The 17,352-nt window shown below is 73.6% G+C and carries 17 protein-coding genes; 14 read left to right on the top strand and 3 right to left on the bottom strand.

Annotated elements, in window-relative coordinates; all coding sequences use genetic code 11:
• Nucleotides 1-25: 25 nt before the first annotated feature.
• The 6 genes from ACI799_RS16210 (at nt 26) to ACI799_RS16185 (ending at nt 7,006) form a co-directional block, all read left to right on the top strand.
• Nucleotides 26-835, top strand: a complete 810-nt coding sequence (locus tag ACI799_RS16210; RefSeq protein WP_456589247.1) for an ankyrin repeat domain-containing protein — start codon at nt 26-28, stop codon at nt 833-835.
• A gap of 139 nt (nt 836-974) precedes the next feature.
• Nucleotides 975-4,766 (top strand): multifunctional oxoglutarate decarboxylase/oxoglutarate dehydrogenase thiamine pyrophosphate-binding subunit/dihydrolipoyllysine-residue succinyltransferase subunit, encoded by a 3,792-nt coding sequence (locus tag ACI799_RS16205; RefSeq protein WP_456613480.1) that lies wholly within the window; start codon nt 975-977, stop codon nt 4,764-4,766.
• An 82-nt stretch (nt 4,767-4,848) separates the two neighbouring features.
• Nucleotides 4,849-5,037 carry a DUF6104 family protein gene (locus ACI799_RS16200; protein WP_456589249.1) on the top strand — a complete coding sequence of 63 codons (189 nt, stop codon included), beginning with the start codon at nt 4,849-4,851 and terminating at the stop codon, nt 5,035-5,037.
• The gene (locus tag ACI799_RS16195) at nt 5,034-5,777 is read left to right on the top strand and encodes an AAA family ATPase (RefSeq protein WP_456589250.1); all 744 of its coding nucleotides are present in this window, start codon (nt 5,034-5,036) and stop codon (nt 5,775-5,777) included. Before ACI799_RS16200 ends, ACI799_RS16195 begins: the two co-directional genes overlap by 4 nt.
• Nucleotides 5,778-5,839: 62 nt before the next feature.
• On the top strand, nt 5,840-6,541 hold the full coding sequence (locus ACI799_RS16190; protein WP_456589251.1) for a metal-dependent hydrolase: 702 nt from the start codon (nt 5,840-5,842) through the stop codon (nt 6,539-6,541).
• Between the two features lie 219 nt (nt 6,542-6,760).
• Nucleotides 6,761-7,006: a hypothetical protein gene (locus ACI799_RS16185; RefSeq protein ID WP_456613479.1), complete on the top strand. Its 246-nt coding sequence runs from the start codon at nt 6,761-6,763 to the stop codon at nt 7,004-7,006.
• Nucleotides 7,007-7,090: 84 nt separating this feature from the next.
• Here ACI799_RS16185 and ACI799_RS16180 read toward each other — a convergent pair whose 3' ends face one another.
• Nucleotides 7,091-7,387, bottom strand: a complete 297-nt coding sequence (locus tag ACI799_RS16180; RefSeq protein WP_456613478.1) for a hypothetical protein — start codon at nt 7,385-7,387, stop codon at nt 7,091-7,093.
• A gap of 76 nt (nt 7,388-7,463) precedes the next feature.
• Between ACI799_RS16180 and ACI799_RS16175 the strand changes: the two genes are divergently transcribed.
• The 3 genes from ACI799_RS16175 to ACI799_RS16165 are packed head-to-tail and all read left to right on the top strand — an operon-like array spanning nt 7,464 to nt 11,439.
• Entirely contained in the window at nt 7,464-8,651 is a 1,188-nt protein-coding gene (locus tag ACI799_RS16175; RefSeq protein ID WP_456589254.1) for an RtcB family protein, read from the top strand.
• Between the two features lie 20 nt (nt 8,652-8,671).
• Nucleotides 8,672-10,015 carry an MFS transporter gene (locus ACI799_RS16170; protein WP_456589255.1) on the top strand — a complete coding sequence of 448 codons (1,344 nt, stop codon included), beginning with the start codon at nt 8,672-8,674 and terminating at the stop codon, nt 10,013-10,015.
• The gene (locus ACI799_RS16165; protein WP_456613477.1) at nt 10,012-11,439 is read left to right on the top strand and encodes a pyridoxal phosphate-dependent decarboxylase family protein; all 1,428 of its coding nucleotides are present in this window, start codon (nt 10,012-10,014) and stop codon (nt 11,437-11,439) included. The genes ACI799_RS16170 and ACI799_RS16165 overlap by 4 nt, the downstream gene beginning before the upstream one ends.
• Nucleotides 11,440-11,506: 67 nt before the next feature.
• Here the strand turns inward: ACI799_RS16165 and ACI799_RS16160 are convergent, their stop codons facing one another.
• The gene (locus ACI799_RS16160; RefSeq protein WP_456589257.1) at nt 11,507-12,703 is read right to left on the bottom strand and encodes an NAD(P)-dependent malic enzyme; all 1,197 of its coding nucleotides are present in this window, start codon (nt 12,701-12,703) and stop codon (nt 11,507-11,509) included.
• Nucleotides 12,704-12,756: 53 nt separating this feature from the next.
• Between ACI799_RS16160 and ACI799_RS16155 the strand changes: the two genes are divergently transcribed.
• On the top strand, nt 12,757-13,359 hold the full coding sequence (locus tag ACI799_RS16155; RefSeq protein ID WP_456613476.1) for a dTDP-4-dehydrorhamnose 3,5-epimerase family protein: 603 nt from the start codon (nt 12,757-12,759) through the stop codon (nt 13,357-13,359).
• On the opposite strand, the gene ACI799_RS16150 is transcribed toward ACI799_RS16155, so the two are convergent.
• Nucleotides 13,345-13,743 (bottom strand): S26 family signal peptidase, encoded by a 399-nt coding sequence (locus ACI799_RS16150; RefSeq protein ID WP_456613475.1) that lies wholly within the window; start codon nt 13,741-13,743, stop codon nt 13,345-13,347. The genes ACI799_RS16155 and ACI799_RS16150 overlap by 15 nt on opposite strands.
• A 51-nt stretch (nt 13,744-13,794) precedes the next feature.
• On the opposite strand from ACI799_RS16150, the gene sodN reads away from it, so the two are divergent.
• The 4 genes from sodN (at nt 13,795) to pssA (ending at nt 17,103) form a co-directional block, all read left to right on the top strand.
• Nucleotides 13,795-14,199 carry a superoxide dismutase, Ni gene (gene sodN, locus ACI799_RS16145; RefSeq protein ID WP_456589260.1) on the top strand — a complete coding sequence of 135 codons (405 nt, stop codon included), beginning with the start codon at nt 13,795-13,797 and terminating at the stop codon, nt 14,197-14,199.
• Between the two features lie 112 nt (nt 14,200-14,311).
• On the top strand, nt 14,312-15,559 hold the full coding sequence (locus ACI799_RS16140) for a PP2C family protein-serine/threonine phosphatase (protein WP_456589261.1): 1,248 nt from the start codon (nt 14,312-14,314) through the stop codon (nt 15,557-15,559).
• A 49-nt stretch (nt 15,560-15,608) separates the two neighbouring features.
• Nucleotides 15,609-16,265: a phosphatidylserine decarboxylase gene (locus tag ACI799_RS16135; RefSeq protein WP_456589262.1), complete on the top strand. Its 657-nt coding sequence runs from the start codon at nt 15,609-15,611 to the stop codon at nt 16,263-16,265.
• 10 nt (nt 16,266-16,275) lie between these two features.
• The gene (pssA, locus tag ACI799_RS16130) at nt 16,276-17,103 is read left to right on the top strand and encodes a CDP-diacylglycerol--serine O-phosphatidyltransferase (RefSeq protein WP_456597999.1); all 828 of its coding nucleotides are present in this window, start codon (nt 16,276-16,278) and stop codon (nt 17,101-17,103) included.
• Nucleotides 17,104-17,352 lie beyond the last annotated feature (249 nt).

Genomic DNA, 17,352 nt, shown 5'->3' with positions numbered 1-17,352 from the left:
GCCCCGAACGCAGAACGGAGAACGCGTGACCACTCGCATGACGGTCCAACGACTCGGCCGGCTGATCGCCGACGGGGAGACAGATGCCGTCCGGACGGCGGTCGCCGAGTCGCCTCAGCTGGTCCAGGGCACCGTCGAGCGCGACGGCCAGGACGGCTGGACCCCGCTGCACCTGGCGGTCGCCTGCGACCGGGTCGACGTCGTCCGCGTGCTGGCCGGGGCGGGCGCCGACCTCTCGGCCCGCACCGACCAGCACCGCACGCCGCTGCACCTGGCGCTCGAGCACGCGCCCGGGCTGGTCCCGGTGCTGGTGGAGCTGGGCGCGGTGGTCGACGCCCCCAGCGCGGCCTACCTCGACGACGTCGACCGGCTCACCGCCGAGCTCGACGGCGGCGCAGCGCTGACCGACCCGGCCACGGGGGTCGACCTGCTCGCGTGGGCCGCGTTCGGCGGCGCCGCCGGCACCGCCCGGCTGCTGCTGGCACGCGGCGCCGACCCCGATGGCGGCGCGCTGCACGCGGCCGCCACCGGCCGCAGCGCGGAGCTGGTGCGGCTCCTCCTGGACGCCGGCGCGGACGTCGACCGCCGGGATCCCGACACCGGCCGCACGCCGCTGCACGCGGCGGTCGCGGCGGGCGCCACGGGGGACGTGCCCGAGATCGTCCGGCTGCTGCTGGACGCGGGAGCCGACGTCAACGCCACCACCCACGACGGTGCCAGCGCGCTGGACATCAGCCGCGTGGCGGCGGCCCGGCACCGGCGGGCCGACGAGCACGAGGCCAGCGGCAACGACGCCCTGGTCGAACTGCTCGTGGCCCACGGCGCGACGCACTGACCACCATGCGGGACGGGCGCGCGGTCCCCGCTCCGTGCCGGGTCGGCGACCCGGCACGGGCGTAGACTCGACACCCGGTCCAGCGACGCCCCTCAGACGCAGCCCCAAGACGAAGAAGGCACTCGACCCCGTGTCAAGCGTGAACTCATCCCGCCCGTCGTCCACCTCGTCCCCGGTCGCCGGTTTCGGCACCAACGAGTGGCTGGTCGAGGAGATGTACCAGCAGTTCCTCGCCGACCCGTCCAGCGTCGATCAGGCGTGGCACGAGTTCTTCGCCGACTACCGGCCGGGCAGCCCCGTCGGTGGCGGTGACCGCGAGCAGGCGCCGCCCGCCAAGGGCACCCCCGCACCGGCGTCCCCGCCGCAGTCCGCTCCGGCGCCCAGCGCGGCGCCGGAGCCCGCCGGCGCGGCAGCGCCGGACGTCCAGCGCCCGGCCGCCGGGTCCGAGCCGACCGGGAGCGCACCCGTGCAGAAGAGCAACCCGAAGCCCGCCGCCCCCGCGCAGAAGGCCGCCCCCGCGGAGAAGGCCGCCCCCGCCGCCAAGCCGGCGCCCAAGCCGTCGGCCGGCGACGGCAAGCAGTCCCCGCTGCGCGGCGCTGCCGCCGCGGTGGTCAAGAACATGAACGCCTCGCTGACCGTGCCGACGGCGACGAGCGTGCGCGCGGTCCCGGCGAAGCTGCTGGTCGACAACCGCATCGTCATCAACAACCACCTGGCCCGCGCACGCGGGGGCAAGGTCTCCTTCACGCACCTGATCGGCTACGCGCTGATCCGGGCGCTCGACGCGTTCCCGAACATGAACAGCGCCTTCGCCGAGGTCGACGGCAAGCCGGTGCTGGTGGCGCCCGAGCACGTCAACTTCGGGCTCGCCATCGACCTGCCCAAGCCCGACGGCTCGCGGTCCCTGGTGGTGGCGTCGATCAAGGCCGCCGAGGAGATGGACTTCGCCGCCTTCTGGGCCGCCTACGAGGACATCATCCGGCGCGCCCGGAACAACAAGCTGACGATGGAGGACTTCTCCGGCACCACCATCAGCCTGACCAACCCGGGCACGATCGGCACCAACCACTCGGTGCCGCGGCTGACCGCCGGGCAGGGCGCGATCATCGGCGTGGGGGCCATGGAGTACCCCGCCGAGTTCCAGGGGATGAGCCCCGAGGTGCTCACGGACATGGGCGTCTCGAAGATCATCACGCTCACCTCGACCTACGACCACCGGATCATCCAGGGCGCGGAGTCCGGCGACTTCCTGCGCAAGCTGCACTCGCTGCTGCTGGGTGAGGACGGCTTCTACGACGAGGTCTTCCGCTCGCTGCGGATCCCCTACGAGCCGGTGCGCTGGATGCCGGACGTGCGGGTCACGCGCGAGGGGCAGATCGACAAGGAAGCCCGGGTCATCGAGGTCATCGAGTCCTACCGGCGCAACGGCCACCTCATGGCCGACACCGACCCGCTCGAGTTCAAGGTCCGCACCCACCCCGACCTCGACATCCTCCAGCACGGTCTCACCCTGTGGGACCTGGACCGGACGTTCCCGGTCGGCGGTTTCGCCGGTGAGCGGCTCATGCCGCTGCGGGACATCCTCGGCGTGCTGCGCAACTCCTACTGCCGCACGGTCGGCGTGGAGTACATGCACATCACCGATCCCGAGGAGCGCGAGTGGCTCCAGCAGCGGATCGAGATCAAGCACGAGCAGCCCGACCGCGAGAAGCAGAAGCACGTGCTCGGCCGGCTGAACGCCGCCGAGGCGTTCGAGACCTTCCTGCAGACGAAGTACGTCGGGCAGAAGCGGTTCAGCCTGGAGGGCGGGGAGTCGGTCATCCCGATCCTCGACGAGGTGCTCATCGCCGGCACCGACCACGGGCTCGACGAGGTCGCGATCGGCATGGCCCACCGCGGCCGGCTCAACGTCCTGGCCAACGTGCTCGGCAAGAGCTACGCCAAGATCTTCGGTGAGTTCGAGGGCAACATCGACCCGGGCACGGTCCAGGGCTCCGGCGACGTGAAGTACCACCTCGGCGCCACCGGGACGTTCCGCAACCCGTTCCGCACCGACGCCGAGATCGCCGTCTCGCTGGCCAGCAACCCGTCCCACCTGGAGACGGTCAACCCCGTCCTCGAGGGCATCGTCCGCGCGAAGCAGGACATGATCGACAAGGGCGAGCAGGGCTTCACGGTCCTGCCGCTCCTGCTGCACGGCGACTCCGCGTTCGCCGGCCAGGGCGTGGTCCAGGAGACGCTGAACCTCTCCCAGCTCCGCGGCTACCGCACCGGCGGCACCGTGCACGTCGTCATCAACAACCAGGTCGGCTTCACCACCAGCCCCGGCTCGGCGCGCTCGACGCTCTACTCGACCGACGTCGCGCGGATGGTCAACGCCCCGATCTTCCACGTGAACGGGGACGACCCCGAGGCCTGCGTGCGGGTGGCCCGGCTTGCGGTCGAGTACCGGCAGCAGTTCAAGAAGGACGTCGTCATCGACCTCGTCTGCTACCGCCGGCGCGGGCACAACGAGGGTGACGACCCCTCGATGACCCAGCCGCAGATGTACGACATCATCGACCGCAAGCGCTCGGTCCGGAAGCTCTACACCGAGGCGCTGGTCGGTCGCGGCGACATCACGCTCGAGGAGGCCGAGGAGGCCCTCAAGGACTACCGCGGCCAGCTGGAGCGCGCCTTCGCCGAGACCCACGACGCGCAGGACTCCTCCAAGCCCGAGCCGGTGATGGACCCGCGCACGCCGCAGGAGTCCACGGTGCAGACGGCCGTCACGCAGGAGGTCCTCAAGACCATCGGTGACGCGCACGTCTCCTTCCCGCCGGACTTCACGCCGCACCCGAAGCTGCAGAAGATGCTGGAGAAGCGGGCCGCGATGGCCAGCGAGGGCGGCATCGACTGGGCCATGGGCGAGCTGCTGGCGTTCGGCTCGCTGCTGATGGAGGGCGTGCCCGTCCGGCTGGCCGGGCAGGACTCCCGCCGCGGCACCTTCGTGCAGCGCCACTCGGTGCTCATCGACCGGGAGAACGGCGCGGAGTACACCCCCCTGGCCAACCTGACCGAGGACCAGGCGAAGTTCTTCGTCTACGACTCGCTGCTGAGCGAGTACGCGGCGCTCGGCTTCGAGTACGGCTACTCGGTGGCCAACACCAAGGCACTGGTGCTCTGGGAGGCCCAGTTCGGCGACTTCGTCGACGGCGCCCAGATGGTCATCGACGAGTTCATCAGCTCCGGCGAGGCCAAGTGGGGCCAGCGCTCCGGCGTCGTCCTCCTGCTGCCGCACGGCATGGAGGGTCAGGGTCCCGACCACTCCAGCGGCCGCATCGAGCGGTTCCTGCAGCTGTCGGCGGAGAACAACATGACCGTCGCCAACTGCACGACCCCCGGCAACTACTTCCACCTGCTCCGCCGTCAGGCGCTGTCGGACGTGCACCGGCCGCTGGTCGTCTTCACGCCGAAGTCGCTGCTGCGGGCGAAGGCGGCGGTCAGCCCGGTCGCGGACTTCACCGAGCAGAACTTCCGCCCGGTGCTGCCCGACACGGGGGTCGGCGGGGAGGCCCTGGACGCCGGCGCGGTGAAGCGCGTGCTCCTCTGCAGCGGCAAGGTCGCCTACGACCTCATGGCACAGCGGGAGTCCGACGGCCGCGCCGACACCGCGATCGTGCGGGTCGAGCAGCTGTACCCGCTGCCGGCCGAGCAGATCCGCACCGAGCTGGAGCGCTACCCGAACGCCACCGACGTGGTGTGGGTGCAGGAGGAGCCGGCGAACATGGGCGCCTGGCAGTTCATGGCCGTCAACCTGCCCGAGGAGCTGCCGGAGGGGCGGAAGCTGCGTCGGGTCAGCCGCCGGGCGTCGGCCAGCCCGGCGGTCGGTTCGGCGAAGGTGCACGAGGTCGAGCAGCGCAAGCTGGTCGCCGAGGCCTTCGCCGGCTGACCTGGCCGGCTGAGCCGGCACCGGACCGTGCGACGCCCGGTCCCCGATCCGCTCGGGGACCGGGCGTCGTAGGTTCTGGGGCATGTACTTCACCGATCGGGGCCTGGAGGAGCTGGCCGGACGGCGCGGCGAGGAGCAGGTGACCCTGGCCTGGCTGGCCGACCAGATGCAGGCGTTCGTCGACCAGCACCCCGACTTCGAGGTGCCCGTGGAGCGGCTGGCCACCTGGCTGGCCCGCGGCGGCACGGACGACGACGACCTCGACGAGTGACCGGCCCCGCCGCGGGCGCGGATCTCCCGCTGTCGCGGGTGCGTGTCCGGGCCGACGTCGCCGATCCCGACGCCTGGTTCTGGGACCTGCCGGGCGTCGCCCAGCTGCGCTCCGGCGGGATGGAGCTCGCTCCGCTGACGGTGGTCGTCGGGGAGAACGGCAGCGGCAAGTCCACGCTGCTGGAGGCGGTCGCCCGTGCGTGGGGCGCGTCGCTCACCGCGCAGGTGAAGCACTGGGGGCCGTTGGCCCCGGCCGTGGACGACTCGGAGCTGCACCGTGACCTGCTGCTCGACGGCCAGCGCCCACGGCCGCAGGGAGGCGTCTGGCTCCGGGCGGAGGCCATGCACGACCACTTCGCCGGGATGGACGCCTCCCCGGCCACCCGCGCCTTCGACGGCGTGCCGCTCAACGCGCGCTCCCACGGCGAGGGCTTCCTGGCCTTCCTCGAGTCCCGGACCCTCGAGCGCGGGCTGTGGGTGCTCGACGAGCCGGAGTCGGCGCTGTCGTTCCGGTCGTCGCTCCGGCTGATGGCGCTGCTGCACGGCGTCGCCGGCACCGGATCCCAGGTGCTGCTGGCCACCCACTCCCCCGTGCTGGCCGCGCTCCCGGGCGCCCGCGTCTACGAGCTGGACGAGACGGGGTTCGCCGAGCGCCCGTGGGCCGAGCTGGACCTGGTGCGCGACTGGCAGACCTTCTTCGCCGCGCCCGAGCGGCTGCTGCGCCACCTGCTCGACGACTGATCGACGGGGACACGCCGCAGCGCCTGCCCGGCCGCGGCTCGGCGCGGCGGCACGCTGGGCACGTGCTCGGTCACTCCCACGCGCTCTCCGGCCTGGCCGCAGGCGCCGCCACCCTGCCGTGGGCCCCCGTGCAGGGAGCGGTCGGCCAGGCGGCCTGGGTCGCCGCCGTCGGCGGCTTCGCGATGCTGCCCGACCTCGACCACCGCAACTCCACCGTCTCGGACATGTGGGGCCCGGTCACCGACGTGCCCGCGGGCGCGATCGGGGCGCTGTCCGGCGGGCACCGCTGGGGCACCCACGACGCCGTCCTCGCCCCGATCGCCTTCGGAGCGCTGGCCATGGCGGCCTCCGGCGCGTTCTGGTCCAGCCTGCTGCTGCTCGCGCTGGCCATCGGGCTGGCGCTGCGCGCCCTGCACTTCGTCATCCCCGGTCGCACCGAGACCACGATCCTGGGCAACCTGGTGCTGTCGTGGGGCGGCGCCTGGCTGCTGCTGGACCACACGACCTCCCCGTCCTGGCTGCCCTGGGCGGTCGCGGCCGGTGTGCTCACCCACATCGCCGGCGACGCGATCACCACCGCCGGGGTGCCGGTGCCGCTGCTCTGGCTGGGGAAGCGCAAGCGGCTCGCGCTCTCCCCCATCCGCACCGGCGCGACCGTGGAGCGGGTGGCCCTGGTGCCGCTGTTCGTCGTCGCCACCGTCGTGCTCGCCTACACGAACACCGAGCTGCACCTGGCCGTCGACCGACTGCTCACCGCCGGCTGAGTTCGGCAGCACGGTGCGCCAGGTGTGCGGAGGTCCGAGCGGGGCCATCGGGCCGGACCGGCGCCGGACGCCGGCACCGGAGCCGTCCGCCGGCTGCGCGCTCGCCGAGGCCGAGCACCTCGCCATCTGCGGGAACACTCCGCAGCTCCCCGCCGAGCCGGGCGCCCCGGGCAGCGACTGGCGCCCCACCGTCGACGTCACCACACCCGGAGGTCCGCGATGCCTCGTCCCGATCCCCGCCACGACCCCTGGCACGCCCCGGACCCGAACTTCCTCGGCGAGCAGTCCCAGGGCACCCCGGGCAACCACGCCGGACCCGACCTGGCCCTCGCGCGACTGCTGGGCTGGTTGCTCGGCCGCAGGGACGGCCGCACCACCCGCCAGGCCGTCGAGGCCCGCGCGCGGAAGGCCCGACTCAAGGCCGAACGCAAGGCCGAACGCAGGGCCGCCAAGCGCTCACGTTGACCTGGCGACGCTGTCAGCGGGGGTCAGGGCGTGCGGACGGCGCAGCACACCGTGCTGTCGAACTCGGCACCGGCTGGGCACAGCTCACGGGCGGGGGTTGGTGCGCGTCCACCCTCGGTCGTCCCGCCGGGCTCCCTGGGCGGCCCGGCAGCGGCGGCAGACCTCCTGCACCTCCTCGGCGTGCCGGCCCGACTCCGGCTGCACGTCCGGCCAGCCGACGTGCGGGAAGCGGGTGAGCCGCGAGCGGTGCAGCGACAGCCCGCAGGAGGTCTCGTTGCGCCCGCGTTCCCAGGCGTGCACCTCCCCGGCGGGGTACCGGATCCCGTCGTCGGGATCGACCCACTGACCCGAGGCGGCGACGGCCGCCCTGCTGGTTCCCATGCGCGGTTCGGTACCCACGATCGGCCCCTGGGACAAACCGCTCGCCGTGATCGGCCGGGACCCGCAGACTCCAGGGGTGGAAAGACTGTCCGACAAGCTCCTGAACTGGGCGAGCATCCTCGACGACGAGACCCGCCGGCAGGCCGAGCGCACCGCCTCCCTCGACATCGTCGACCCCCACGTGGCGCTCATGCCCGACGCGCACCTCGGCAAGGGCGCGACCGTGGGGTCGGTGCTGCCGACGCGCGCGGCGATCATCCCGGCGGCGGTCGGCGTCGACATCGGCTGCGGCATGATCGCCGTCCGCACACCCTGGTCGGTGGACGAGGTGCGGGCACGTGGCCCCCTGGCGCCGCTGCGCGGGGACATCGAGCGGGCGGTCCCGCTGTCGGCGGGCCGGTACAACAAGAAGCTCACCGCGACCGCCCGGCGGCGGGTGGAGGAGCTGGAGGCGAAGGCCGAGGAGCTCGGCGACCGCGTGCTGGCCTCGGTCACGACGACGGCGCCGAACTGGGCGATGCAGCTGGGCAGCCTCGGTTCCGGCAACCACTTCATCGAGGTGACCGCCGACGAGCGCGACCGCGTCTGGCTGTTCCTGCACTCGGGCAGCCGCGGAGTGGGCAACAAGATCGCCCAGAAGCACATCGCGATCGCCCAGGAGCGGGCCCGGCGGGACGGCCTGGACCTGCCCGACCGCGACCTCGCCTGGCTCGACGAGGGCACTCCGGAGTTCGACCGGTACGTCGCCGAGCTGCGCTGGGCGCAGCACTTCGCGCTGCTCAACCGCGAGGAGATGATGGACCGGGTCGCCGACTGCCTGGCCCGGCACATGCGGGCCGACAGCACGCCGGAGCTCGAGCGGATCAACTGCCACCACAACTTCAGCCAGCACGAGAAGCACTTCGGCGAGCAGCTGTGGGTGTCGCGGAAGGGCGCGATCCAGGCGGAGAAGGGGCAGGCGGGGCTCATCCCCGGCTCGATGGGGACGGCGAGCTACGTCGTCACCGGCCTGGGCAACCCGGAGTCGCTGAACAGCTCGCCGCACGGCGCCGGCCGGGTGTTCTCGCGCACGAAGGCGCGCAAGACGTTCACCCGGGCGCAGCTGGAGGAGTCGATGCGCGGCATCGAGTGGCGGCACAGCGACGCGTTCCTCGACGAGATCCCCGCCGCCTACAAGGACGTGGACGTCGTCATGGCCGACGCGGCCGACCTGGTGGAGGTGCGCCACACGCTGCGCCAGCTGGTGAACGTGAAGGGCGACTGAGCCGCTACCGTGCAGCACTTGTGACGGCCGTCTCACCTGGTCCCCGGCTCGACCGGGGCGTCCACCTCGGGTACGCGCTGGGCTCGATCGGGACGGCGGCGTTCGGCACGGTGCCGGGGCTGCTGCTCCTGTACTACCTGACCGACGTGCTGGGCGTGGCCGCCGGGGTCGCGGGTCTGGTGGTGTTCCTGCCCAAGGCGTGGGACGTCTGGCTCAACCCGTGGATCGGCAGCCGGTCGGACCGCACGGTGAGCGGCTGGGGGCCCCGCCGGCCGTGGATGCTGGCCGGCGGGGTCACCCTGCCCCCGCTGTTCGTGCTCGTGTTCGCCGGCCCCGGCGCCCCGCCCTGGGTGGCCGCCACCTGGGTCGCGGTGACCTTCCTGCTGGCGGCCACCGCCTACGGGCTGTTCCAGGTGCCCTACGTCGCCCAGCCGGCGGAGATCACCGACGACCCGGGTGAGCGGGCCACCCTGATGTCGTGGCGCGTGGCGGCGCTCGCCGTCGGCATCCTGCTCGCCGGCGCCGGGGCGCCCGCCGTCGTCGACCTGGCCGGCGGCGGGCGCGGCGGTCACCTGGCGATGGCGGTCTTCGTGGCCGTGCTGCTGGCGGTCGGCATGCTGGGCGCGGTCGCCGGGACCCGGCGGGCGCCGACGCTCACCCAGGTGCGCAGCGAGGAGCGGCTGGGCGCCGCGCTGGCGCTGGCGTGGCGGTCCCGGCCGTTCCGGGTGCTGCTCACCGGGTTCGTCGTCCAGGCGCTGGGGATCGGCGTGATGCTGGCCGGGGTGCCGTACTACTCGCGCCAGGTCCTCGGCGACCCGGCCGCCGGATCGCTGCTGTTCGCCGCGCTGGTGGGCCCGGCGATCCTCGTCATGCCGCTGTGGCTGCGGGTCAGCCGCACCGTGGGCAAGCGCGCCGGGCTGCTCTCCTCGGCCACTCTCTTCGCGGCCGCGGCGGCGGGCCTGGCGGTGGGCGACGCGGGCGGGACCGGGCTGGTGCTGGCCCTCGTCGTCCTCGTGGGGATCGGCTACGCCGGCATGCAGATGTTCCCGCTCGCCATGCTGCCCGACGTCATCGCCGCCGACGAGGCGGCGTCCGGCCGGCGACGGGCCGGCGTGTTCACCGGGGTCTGGACGGCGGCCGAGACCCTCGGGCTCGCGATCGGCCCGGGGCTGCTCGGCGGACTGCTCGCGCTGGCCGGCTACGTCTCCTCCACCGGTGGGGAGACGGTGACCCAGTCCTCGACCGCGCTCACCGCCGTCCGGCTCGGCTTCAGCGTGCTGCCCGCCGTGCTCGTCCTGGCCAGCCTGCCCGTGCTCGCCCGCTACCGCCTCACCCCCGCGACCGCCCAGGAGGTCCCCGCGTGAACCCGCAGGACGTGCTCGCCGAACTGACCGCGTTGCAGGCCGGCGACGTGCCCACCCACGGGGGCGCCACCATGGCCTACGTCTACGACTCCGGCCGGGCCGAGGTCGAGGAGCTGGCGGCGGCCGCCCAGGCGGCGTTCCAGTGGACGAACGCGCTGGACCCGACCGCCTTCCCCAGCGTGGCCCGCATCGAGAACGACCTGGTCGGCGCCGCGCTCGGACTGCTCGGCGGCGGGCCTGATGCCGTGGGGACGCTGACCAGCGGCGGCACCGAGAGCTGCGAGCTCGCCGTCCTCGCCGCGCGCGAGCAGTGGCGGGCGCGGGGCGGGGCCGGACGGCCCCGGCTGCTCCTGCCGGTCACCGCCCACGCGGCCTTCCGCAAGGCCGCGCACCTGTTCGGGGTGGAGGTCGTCGACATCCCGGTCGACGCGGAGACCTGCCGCGCCGACCCGTCGGCGGTGGTGCGGCAGCTGGACGAGCGCACCGTGCTGGCGGTCGTCAGCGCGCCGTCCTACCCGCACGGAGTGCTCGACCCCGTGGGGGAGATCGCCGGGCTCGCGGCCGGCGCCGGGGTGCCCTGCCACGTGGACGCCTGCATCGGCGGCTGGGTGCTGCCCTTCCTGGACGACGTCCCGGAGCCCTTCGACCTGTCGGTACCGGGGGTGACGTCGCTGTCGGTGGACCTGCACAAGTACGGCTACGCGCCCAAGGGCGTCTCGGTGCTGCTGACCGCCACCCCCGAGCTCCGGCACGCGCACTGGTTCACCACCGCCGGCTGGCCGGGCTACCCGGTGGTCAACCCGACCCTGGCCGGCACCCGCCCGGCCGGGGCCATGGCGGCCGCCTGGGCGGTGCACCGGTGGCTGGGCGACGACGGCTACCGGGAGCTCGCCGCCCGCGCGCGCCGGGCCACGTGCGCCCTGGTCGAGGGCGTGGGCGACATCCCCGGGGTGCGCGTGGTCGGGCGCCCCGCCACCACGCTCGTGGCGCTGGCCGCGGACGGCCCGGACGGCGTGGACGTCCTGAACCTCGCCGACGAGATGACCGCCCGCGGCTGGCTGCTGCAGCCGCAGCCGCCCTTCACCCAGGACGGTGGGGACCTCCCGGCCACCCTGCACCTCACCGTCACGGCGGCCACCGCCGACCGGGTGACGGCCCTGCTGGCCGATCTCCGCGACGCGGCACGGGCGGCCGCCGCGCTCCCCCGCCCCGTGCCCGATCCCGAGCTGGTGGCGGCGGCCGCCACGATCGACCCCGCGGCGCTGACCGTGGCCGAGGTGGAGGCGTTGCTCGAGCTGGCCGGGATCTCCGGCGGCTCGCTCCCCGAGCGCATGGCCCCGGTGCACGCCCTGGTCGCGGCGCTGCCCCGACCGGTCGCCGAGCGGCTGCTGGCCGGCGTCCTCGGCCGGGTCTACCGGCCCTGATGTCCTTCCGGCCCCGTCCCGGGGCCCGCCCTGAGCGTGCGAAGGGCGGGGAGGACGAGGTCCTCCATCAGCGGGTGACGCCCTGGTCGCGCGCACAGGCCGCCACGGCCTCGGCGACGGCGGTCGCGACCCGGCGGTCCAGCGGGCTGGGCACGATGTAGTCGGGCCGCAGGTCGGCACCGACGACGCCGGCGATGGCCGTGGCGGCCGCGAGCTTCATCTCCTCGGTGATGCTGGTCGCGCCGGCGTCGATCGCGCCGCGGAAGACCCCCGGGAAGGCGAGCACGTTGTTGATCTGGTTCGGCAGGTCGCTGCGGCCGGTGGCGACGACGGCGGCGTACTTGGCGGCCATCTGCGGATCCACCTCGGGCGTCGGGTTGGCCAGGGAGAACACGATGCAGTTCTCCGCCATCGACGCGATCGCCTCCTCGGGGACCGAGCCCCCGGAGACCCCCAGGTAGACGTCGGCCCCGCGCAGCGCCGAGACCATGGAGCCGGCGAACCCCGACGGGTTGGTGTTCTCGGCGAGCCACCGCTTGGTGCCGGTCAGCCCGTCGCGGCCGAGGTGCAGGACGCCGCGCGAGTCGGCCACGGCGATCTCTCCCACCCCCGCCTCGAGCAGGATCTTGGTGCAGGCGACGCCGGCGGCGCCGGCGCCCGAGACGACGACCCGCAGGTCCCCCAGTTCCCGGCCGACCACCGCCGCGGCGTTGCGCAGCGCGGCGAGCACGACGATCGCCGTGCCGTGCTGGTCGTCGTGCATGACGGGGATGTCCAGGCGCTCGCGCAGCCGGGCCTCGATCTCGAAGCAGCGGGGGGCGCTGATGTCCTCGAGGTTGATCCCGCCGAACGACGGCGCGATGGCGGCGACCGTCTCGACGATCTCGTCGACGTCGGTCGTGGAGAGGACGATCGGCACCGAGGAGAGACCGGCGAACTCGCTGAACAGGCAGGCCTTGCCCTCCATCACCGGCAGGGACGCGGCCGGGCCGATGTCGCCGAGCCCGAGGACGGCGGTGCCGTCGGAGACCACCGCGACGACACGGGGCGCCCAGGTGAACCGGCGGGCCAGCTCCGGCTCGGCGGCGATCGCGCTGGACACCCGGGCGACGCCCGGCGTGTACGTGAGGGCGAGGTCGGCGATGGAGCCGATCGAGCGGGTGGAGGACACGGAGAGCTTCCCGCCCTCGTGCACCGCGAACGCCGGATCGGCGGCGAAGCGGTCGGTGCCGACGTGGTCCCCGGAGGCCGGATTTCCGCTCATGGGCACAGCAGCGTAACCACGGCCGGAGGCCGCCCTGTCGCTACGGTGCGCACGTGGAGATCAGCGAGCTCGCCGTGCCCGACAGTTACGTCATCGATCTGACGCCGCACGGGGACACGCGGGGCAGTTTCACCGAGTGGTATCGCGCCGACCTGCTGTCCCAGACATTGGGACACCCGCTGACCCTGGCGCAGGCCAACCACAGCGTCTCCAGCGCGGGCGCCCTGCGCGGCGTGCACTTCGCCCTGGTGCCCCCCGGTCAGGCCAAGTACGTCTACTGCCCCTCCGGCCGGGTGCTCGACGTCGTCGTCGACGTGCGCGTCGACTCCCCCACCTTCGGCGTGCACGACGCGGTGCTGCTGGACAGCGAGCAGCCGCGCGCGGTCTACCTGGCCGAGGGGCTGGGCCACGCGTTCGTCGCCCTCGCCGACCGCAGCTCGGTCACCTACCTGGTCTCCTCCGCCTACGACCCGGGCCGGGAGTTCGGCATCTCCCCCCTGGACCCCGACCTGGACCTGCCCTGGCCGTCGGGCCTCGAGCTCCAGCTGTCGGCCAAGGACCGGAACGCGCCCACCCTCGCCGAGGCGCGCGAGCAGGGGTTGCTGCCGACCATGGCCGAGTGCGCCGCGCGGTACGCCCAGCTACGCGAGGTCTGAGAGCGGACCCGGCGGAGGGGCGTCCGGGAGCCGGCCGGGGCGCGGCCAGAGCCGGCCCACGACGCGGCCGACGGCGACGGCGACACCGAAGGACCGGCTGTCGTCGGTCAGGAACGGGTTGTCCCCCTCGACCCAGCACCCGCCGTCGACGGCGCGGCGCACCCGCTTGACCACCAGCAGCTCCGGTCGGGCCGGGAAGCGGGCCAGCACGACGTCACCGGGGCGGACCGGCCACCCGACGGGCAGCCGCCGCACGACCAGCCGGTCCCCGTGCCGGACGGTGGGTGACATCGACGGGCCGGTCACCCGGGCCAGCACCCAGCGCGCCGGCAGCCCGGGAACGCCCTCCGGACCGCGACCGCCCGACGTGTTCGCGCTGATCACCGGGGGTAGGGTCGCAGAAGATCCAACCCCACGAACCCGGAGGCATCTCTCATGCGTCTGTTCCGCATGTTCTCCGCCGTGGAGGCCACCGCGCACTGCGACCTCCCCTGCGGCGTGTACGACCCGGCCCAGGCCCGCATCGAGGCGGAATCGGTCAAGGCCATCCAGGAGAAGTACCAGAGCAACGAGGACCCGGTCTACCGGACCCGCGCGATCATGATCAAGGAGCAGCGGGCCGACCTGGTCAAGCACCACCTGTGGGTGCTGTGGACCGACTACTTCAAGCCGCCGCACTTCGAGAAGTACCCGCACCTGCACGAGCTGTTCAACAAGGCCACGAAGCAGGCAGGTGCGGCCGGCGGCAAGGGCAGCATGGACCCCGCCGAGGGCCAGAAGCTGCTCGACTACATCGCGGAGATCGACAAGATCTTCTGGGAGACCAAGGCCGCTGCCTGAGCCTCCCGCAGGACCCCTCGGCTGCCGGGCCGCCCACGTGGGCGGCCCGGCAGCCACGTCTCGTGCAGCCCTTCGGGCCTGGCGGCGCCGGGCCTGCGCCTAGGGTTTGCCCATGCGTGATTCGGAGGACTTCGTGATCGACGTCGGGGCCCTCCTGGAGAAGGTCGAGGCCGCGCCGCCCATCGAGGCGGTGGAGGCCGTGACGGACGCCCTGGGCGCAATGGTCGAGGCCCGCAGGGTGACCCTGCTGATCGCCGATTTCACCGGCCGGGCCGTCGTCAGGCTGACATCCGCCGTGCCCGTCGAGGGCGCGCGCGAGCGCGGGGCCGAGCAGGCCGAGACGCTGCCGCTGGACGGCACGGTCTACGAGCAGGTGCTGCGGACGCAGGAGGCCGACGTCCGGGAGTCCGCCGGCGGGGCGGTGATGGTCGTGCCGGTCACCGACCGGGGCGACGCGATCGGCGTGATCGAGATAGAGCTGGCCCGATACCCCTCCCAGAAGGAGATGGCCGACGTCCGCAACGCGGCGCACGCGCTCGCCTACGTCGTCATCGCCGCCCGCAGGCACACCGACGTCTTCGAGTGGGGCCAGCGCACGACGCCGTTCGCGCTGGCGGCGGAGATCCAGCGCCGACTGCTGCCGGCGTCCTACACGTGCGAGGCCGGCCAGTTCACCCTCGCCGGCTGGTTGGAGCCGGCCAGCTCGGTCGGTGGGGACACCTTCGACTACACGCTCGACCGCGACCGCCTCCAGCTGTCGATCACCGACGCCGTCGGCCACCAGGTCTCGGCAGCCCTGCTGGCCACACTCCTGGTCGGCGCCCTGCGCAACGGCCGACGCCGCGGCCTCGACCTCGCCGAACAGGCCAGGTACGCCAACGACTCCCTGGCGGAGAACGCGGACGCCGGGCAGTTCGTCACCGGGCAGCTGGTGGAGGTGGATCTGCACGCCGGCACCGCGACCGTCGTCAACGCCGGGCACGTCCTCCCACTGCGGCTGCGCGACGGCCGGGTGGAGGAGATCGAACTACGGGTCGAACCGCCGTTCGGCGTCGTGCCCGGCAAGTCCTTCGGCGTCCAGCCCTTCCCGCTCGAGCCCGGGGACCGGATCGTCTTCCTGACCGACGGCATGCAGGAGCGCAACGCCGTCGACCTGGACGTCGCCAGGGCTCTCGCCGACACGGCCGACCTGCACCCGCGTGAGGTGGTCCGCGCCCTCGGCCGGGCCGTGCTCAAGGAGACCGGCGGGGACCTCCGCGACGACGCCACGATGATCTGCCTCGACTGGTACGGCGGGCCGCCCCGGTCGCGCACCACCGAGCAGGGGGCCGACCCTGACATCACCTCGCCCCCTGCCTGAACCCGGCGTCCGGACCATCCCGGGCCGGGGCCGGTACGGTCTGAGGACGATGCGCATCGACCGGGCCGGGTGGCCTTTCATCACCGGACCCCTCCTTCCCGCGGCCGGCCTCGGCGTGGCCGGACGCCGGTGGGCCGTCTGGCCGTTTCTGGCCCTCTCGGCCTACATGGCCCTGTTCTTCCGGGATCCCGACCGGCGGTGCGACACCGTGCCGGCCGATCCGGACGACGTCCTCTCCCCCGCCGACGGCGTGGTCATGGTCGCCGGCGAGCCCCAGGAAGGGGTGGCGCCCGACGACGCCCCCGAGGGCGGCTGGCAGCAGATCAGCGTCTTCCTGTCGGTGGTCGACGTGCACGTGAACCGCTCCCCCTACCGCGGCGAGGTCGTGGAGAGCTCCTACCGCAGGGGCAGCTTCCTGGCGGCCTACCGCAAGGAATCGGCGCACCGCAACGAGCGCAGCGAGCTGCGGCTCCGGGACGGCGACCGCACGGTCGTCTTCCGCCAGATCGTCGGGGTGCTGGCGCGCCGGATCGTCACCCGCACCGGGCCGGGCCGCACGCTGGCGACGGGGGAACGCATGGGGCTGATGAAGTTCGGCTCCCGCATGGACGTCTTCGTGCCGCGCGAGTGCACCCTCACCGTGACCAAGGGGCAGCGCGTGCGCGGCGGCGAGACCGTCATCGCCCGCTGGCCCTCGGCCGGCTGAGGGCATCGGCGTGCCCAGCTCCGCGTCCGGTGAGCGCCGTCCGCAGACCCGTCGCACGGCCACCGTCGAGTTCGTCCGCGGATCCGTGCGGGGAAGCCGGCGCCGCGCCCTGGCCACGCTGCCCAGCCTGTTCACCCTCGGCAACATGCTGTGCGGCTTCGGCGCGATCCTGGTCTCCATCCGGGGCCAGTACACCCTCGCCGCCGTCCTGATCGGGCTCTCGGTGCTGTTCGACATCACCGACGGCGCCGTCGCCCGGCTGGTGGGCGCGGTGACGCCCTTCGGCCTGCAGTTCGACTCGCTGGCCGACCTGGTCTCCTTCGGCCTGGCACCGGCGCTGCTGGCGTTCACGCTGTTCTCCGAGGGCCGCGACGAGTGGGACCCGGTGGGCTGGGTGGTCTGCTTCCTCTGGGTGGCGTGCGCGGCCATTCGGCTCGCCCGCTTCAACACCACCATCGACCCGACGGCGGACAAGCGGTACTTCATCGGCATGCCCAGCCCCGGTGCGGCCGGTGTCGTGCTCGCGTCGGTGTTCGCGTTCGGCGACGACATGCAGGGCCGCGACCGGCTCTGGGTGCTGCTGGTGGTCGCGGTCCCGGCCGTGCTGATGGTGACCAACATCCGGTTCCGGTCCTTCCGCTCGCTGGTCAGCCCCAAGAGCGGTCGCCCCTACGGGCTGGTCGCCACGGCTGTGCTGCTGGTGATCGGTTTCGCGCTGTTCCCCGTCGTCACCGGGTGCGTGCTGGCCTACGGCTACCTGCTGGCCCCGGTCCTCGTCCCGGTGCTCTCCCCGCTGGGCCGGCTGGTGCCCGGACGGCTCAAGGAGGTCCTGTCGTGAGCGTGCGGCCGATCCGGCCCGACGACGTCCCCGCCGTGGTCGGGCTGGTGCGCGAGCTCGCCGACTACGAGCGCGCCCTCTCCGAGGTCCGGCTGACCGAGGAGCAGCTCACCGACTGCCTGTTCGGCGCCTCCCCGGCCCGGGGGGGGGGGGGGGGGGGGGGGGGGGGGGGGGGGGGGGGGGGGGGGGGGGGGGGGGGGGGGGTGTTGGGGGCGGGGGGGGTTCCGGCGACCCTCTCTCGATCAACAG

This window comes from Blastococcus sp. SYSU DS0753, from assembly GCF_054051175.1.
The sequence above is the reverse complement of the archived record's forward strand: the minus strand, read 5'-3'. Positions and strand labels throughout refer to the sequence as shown.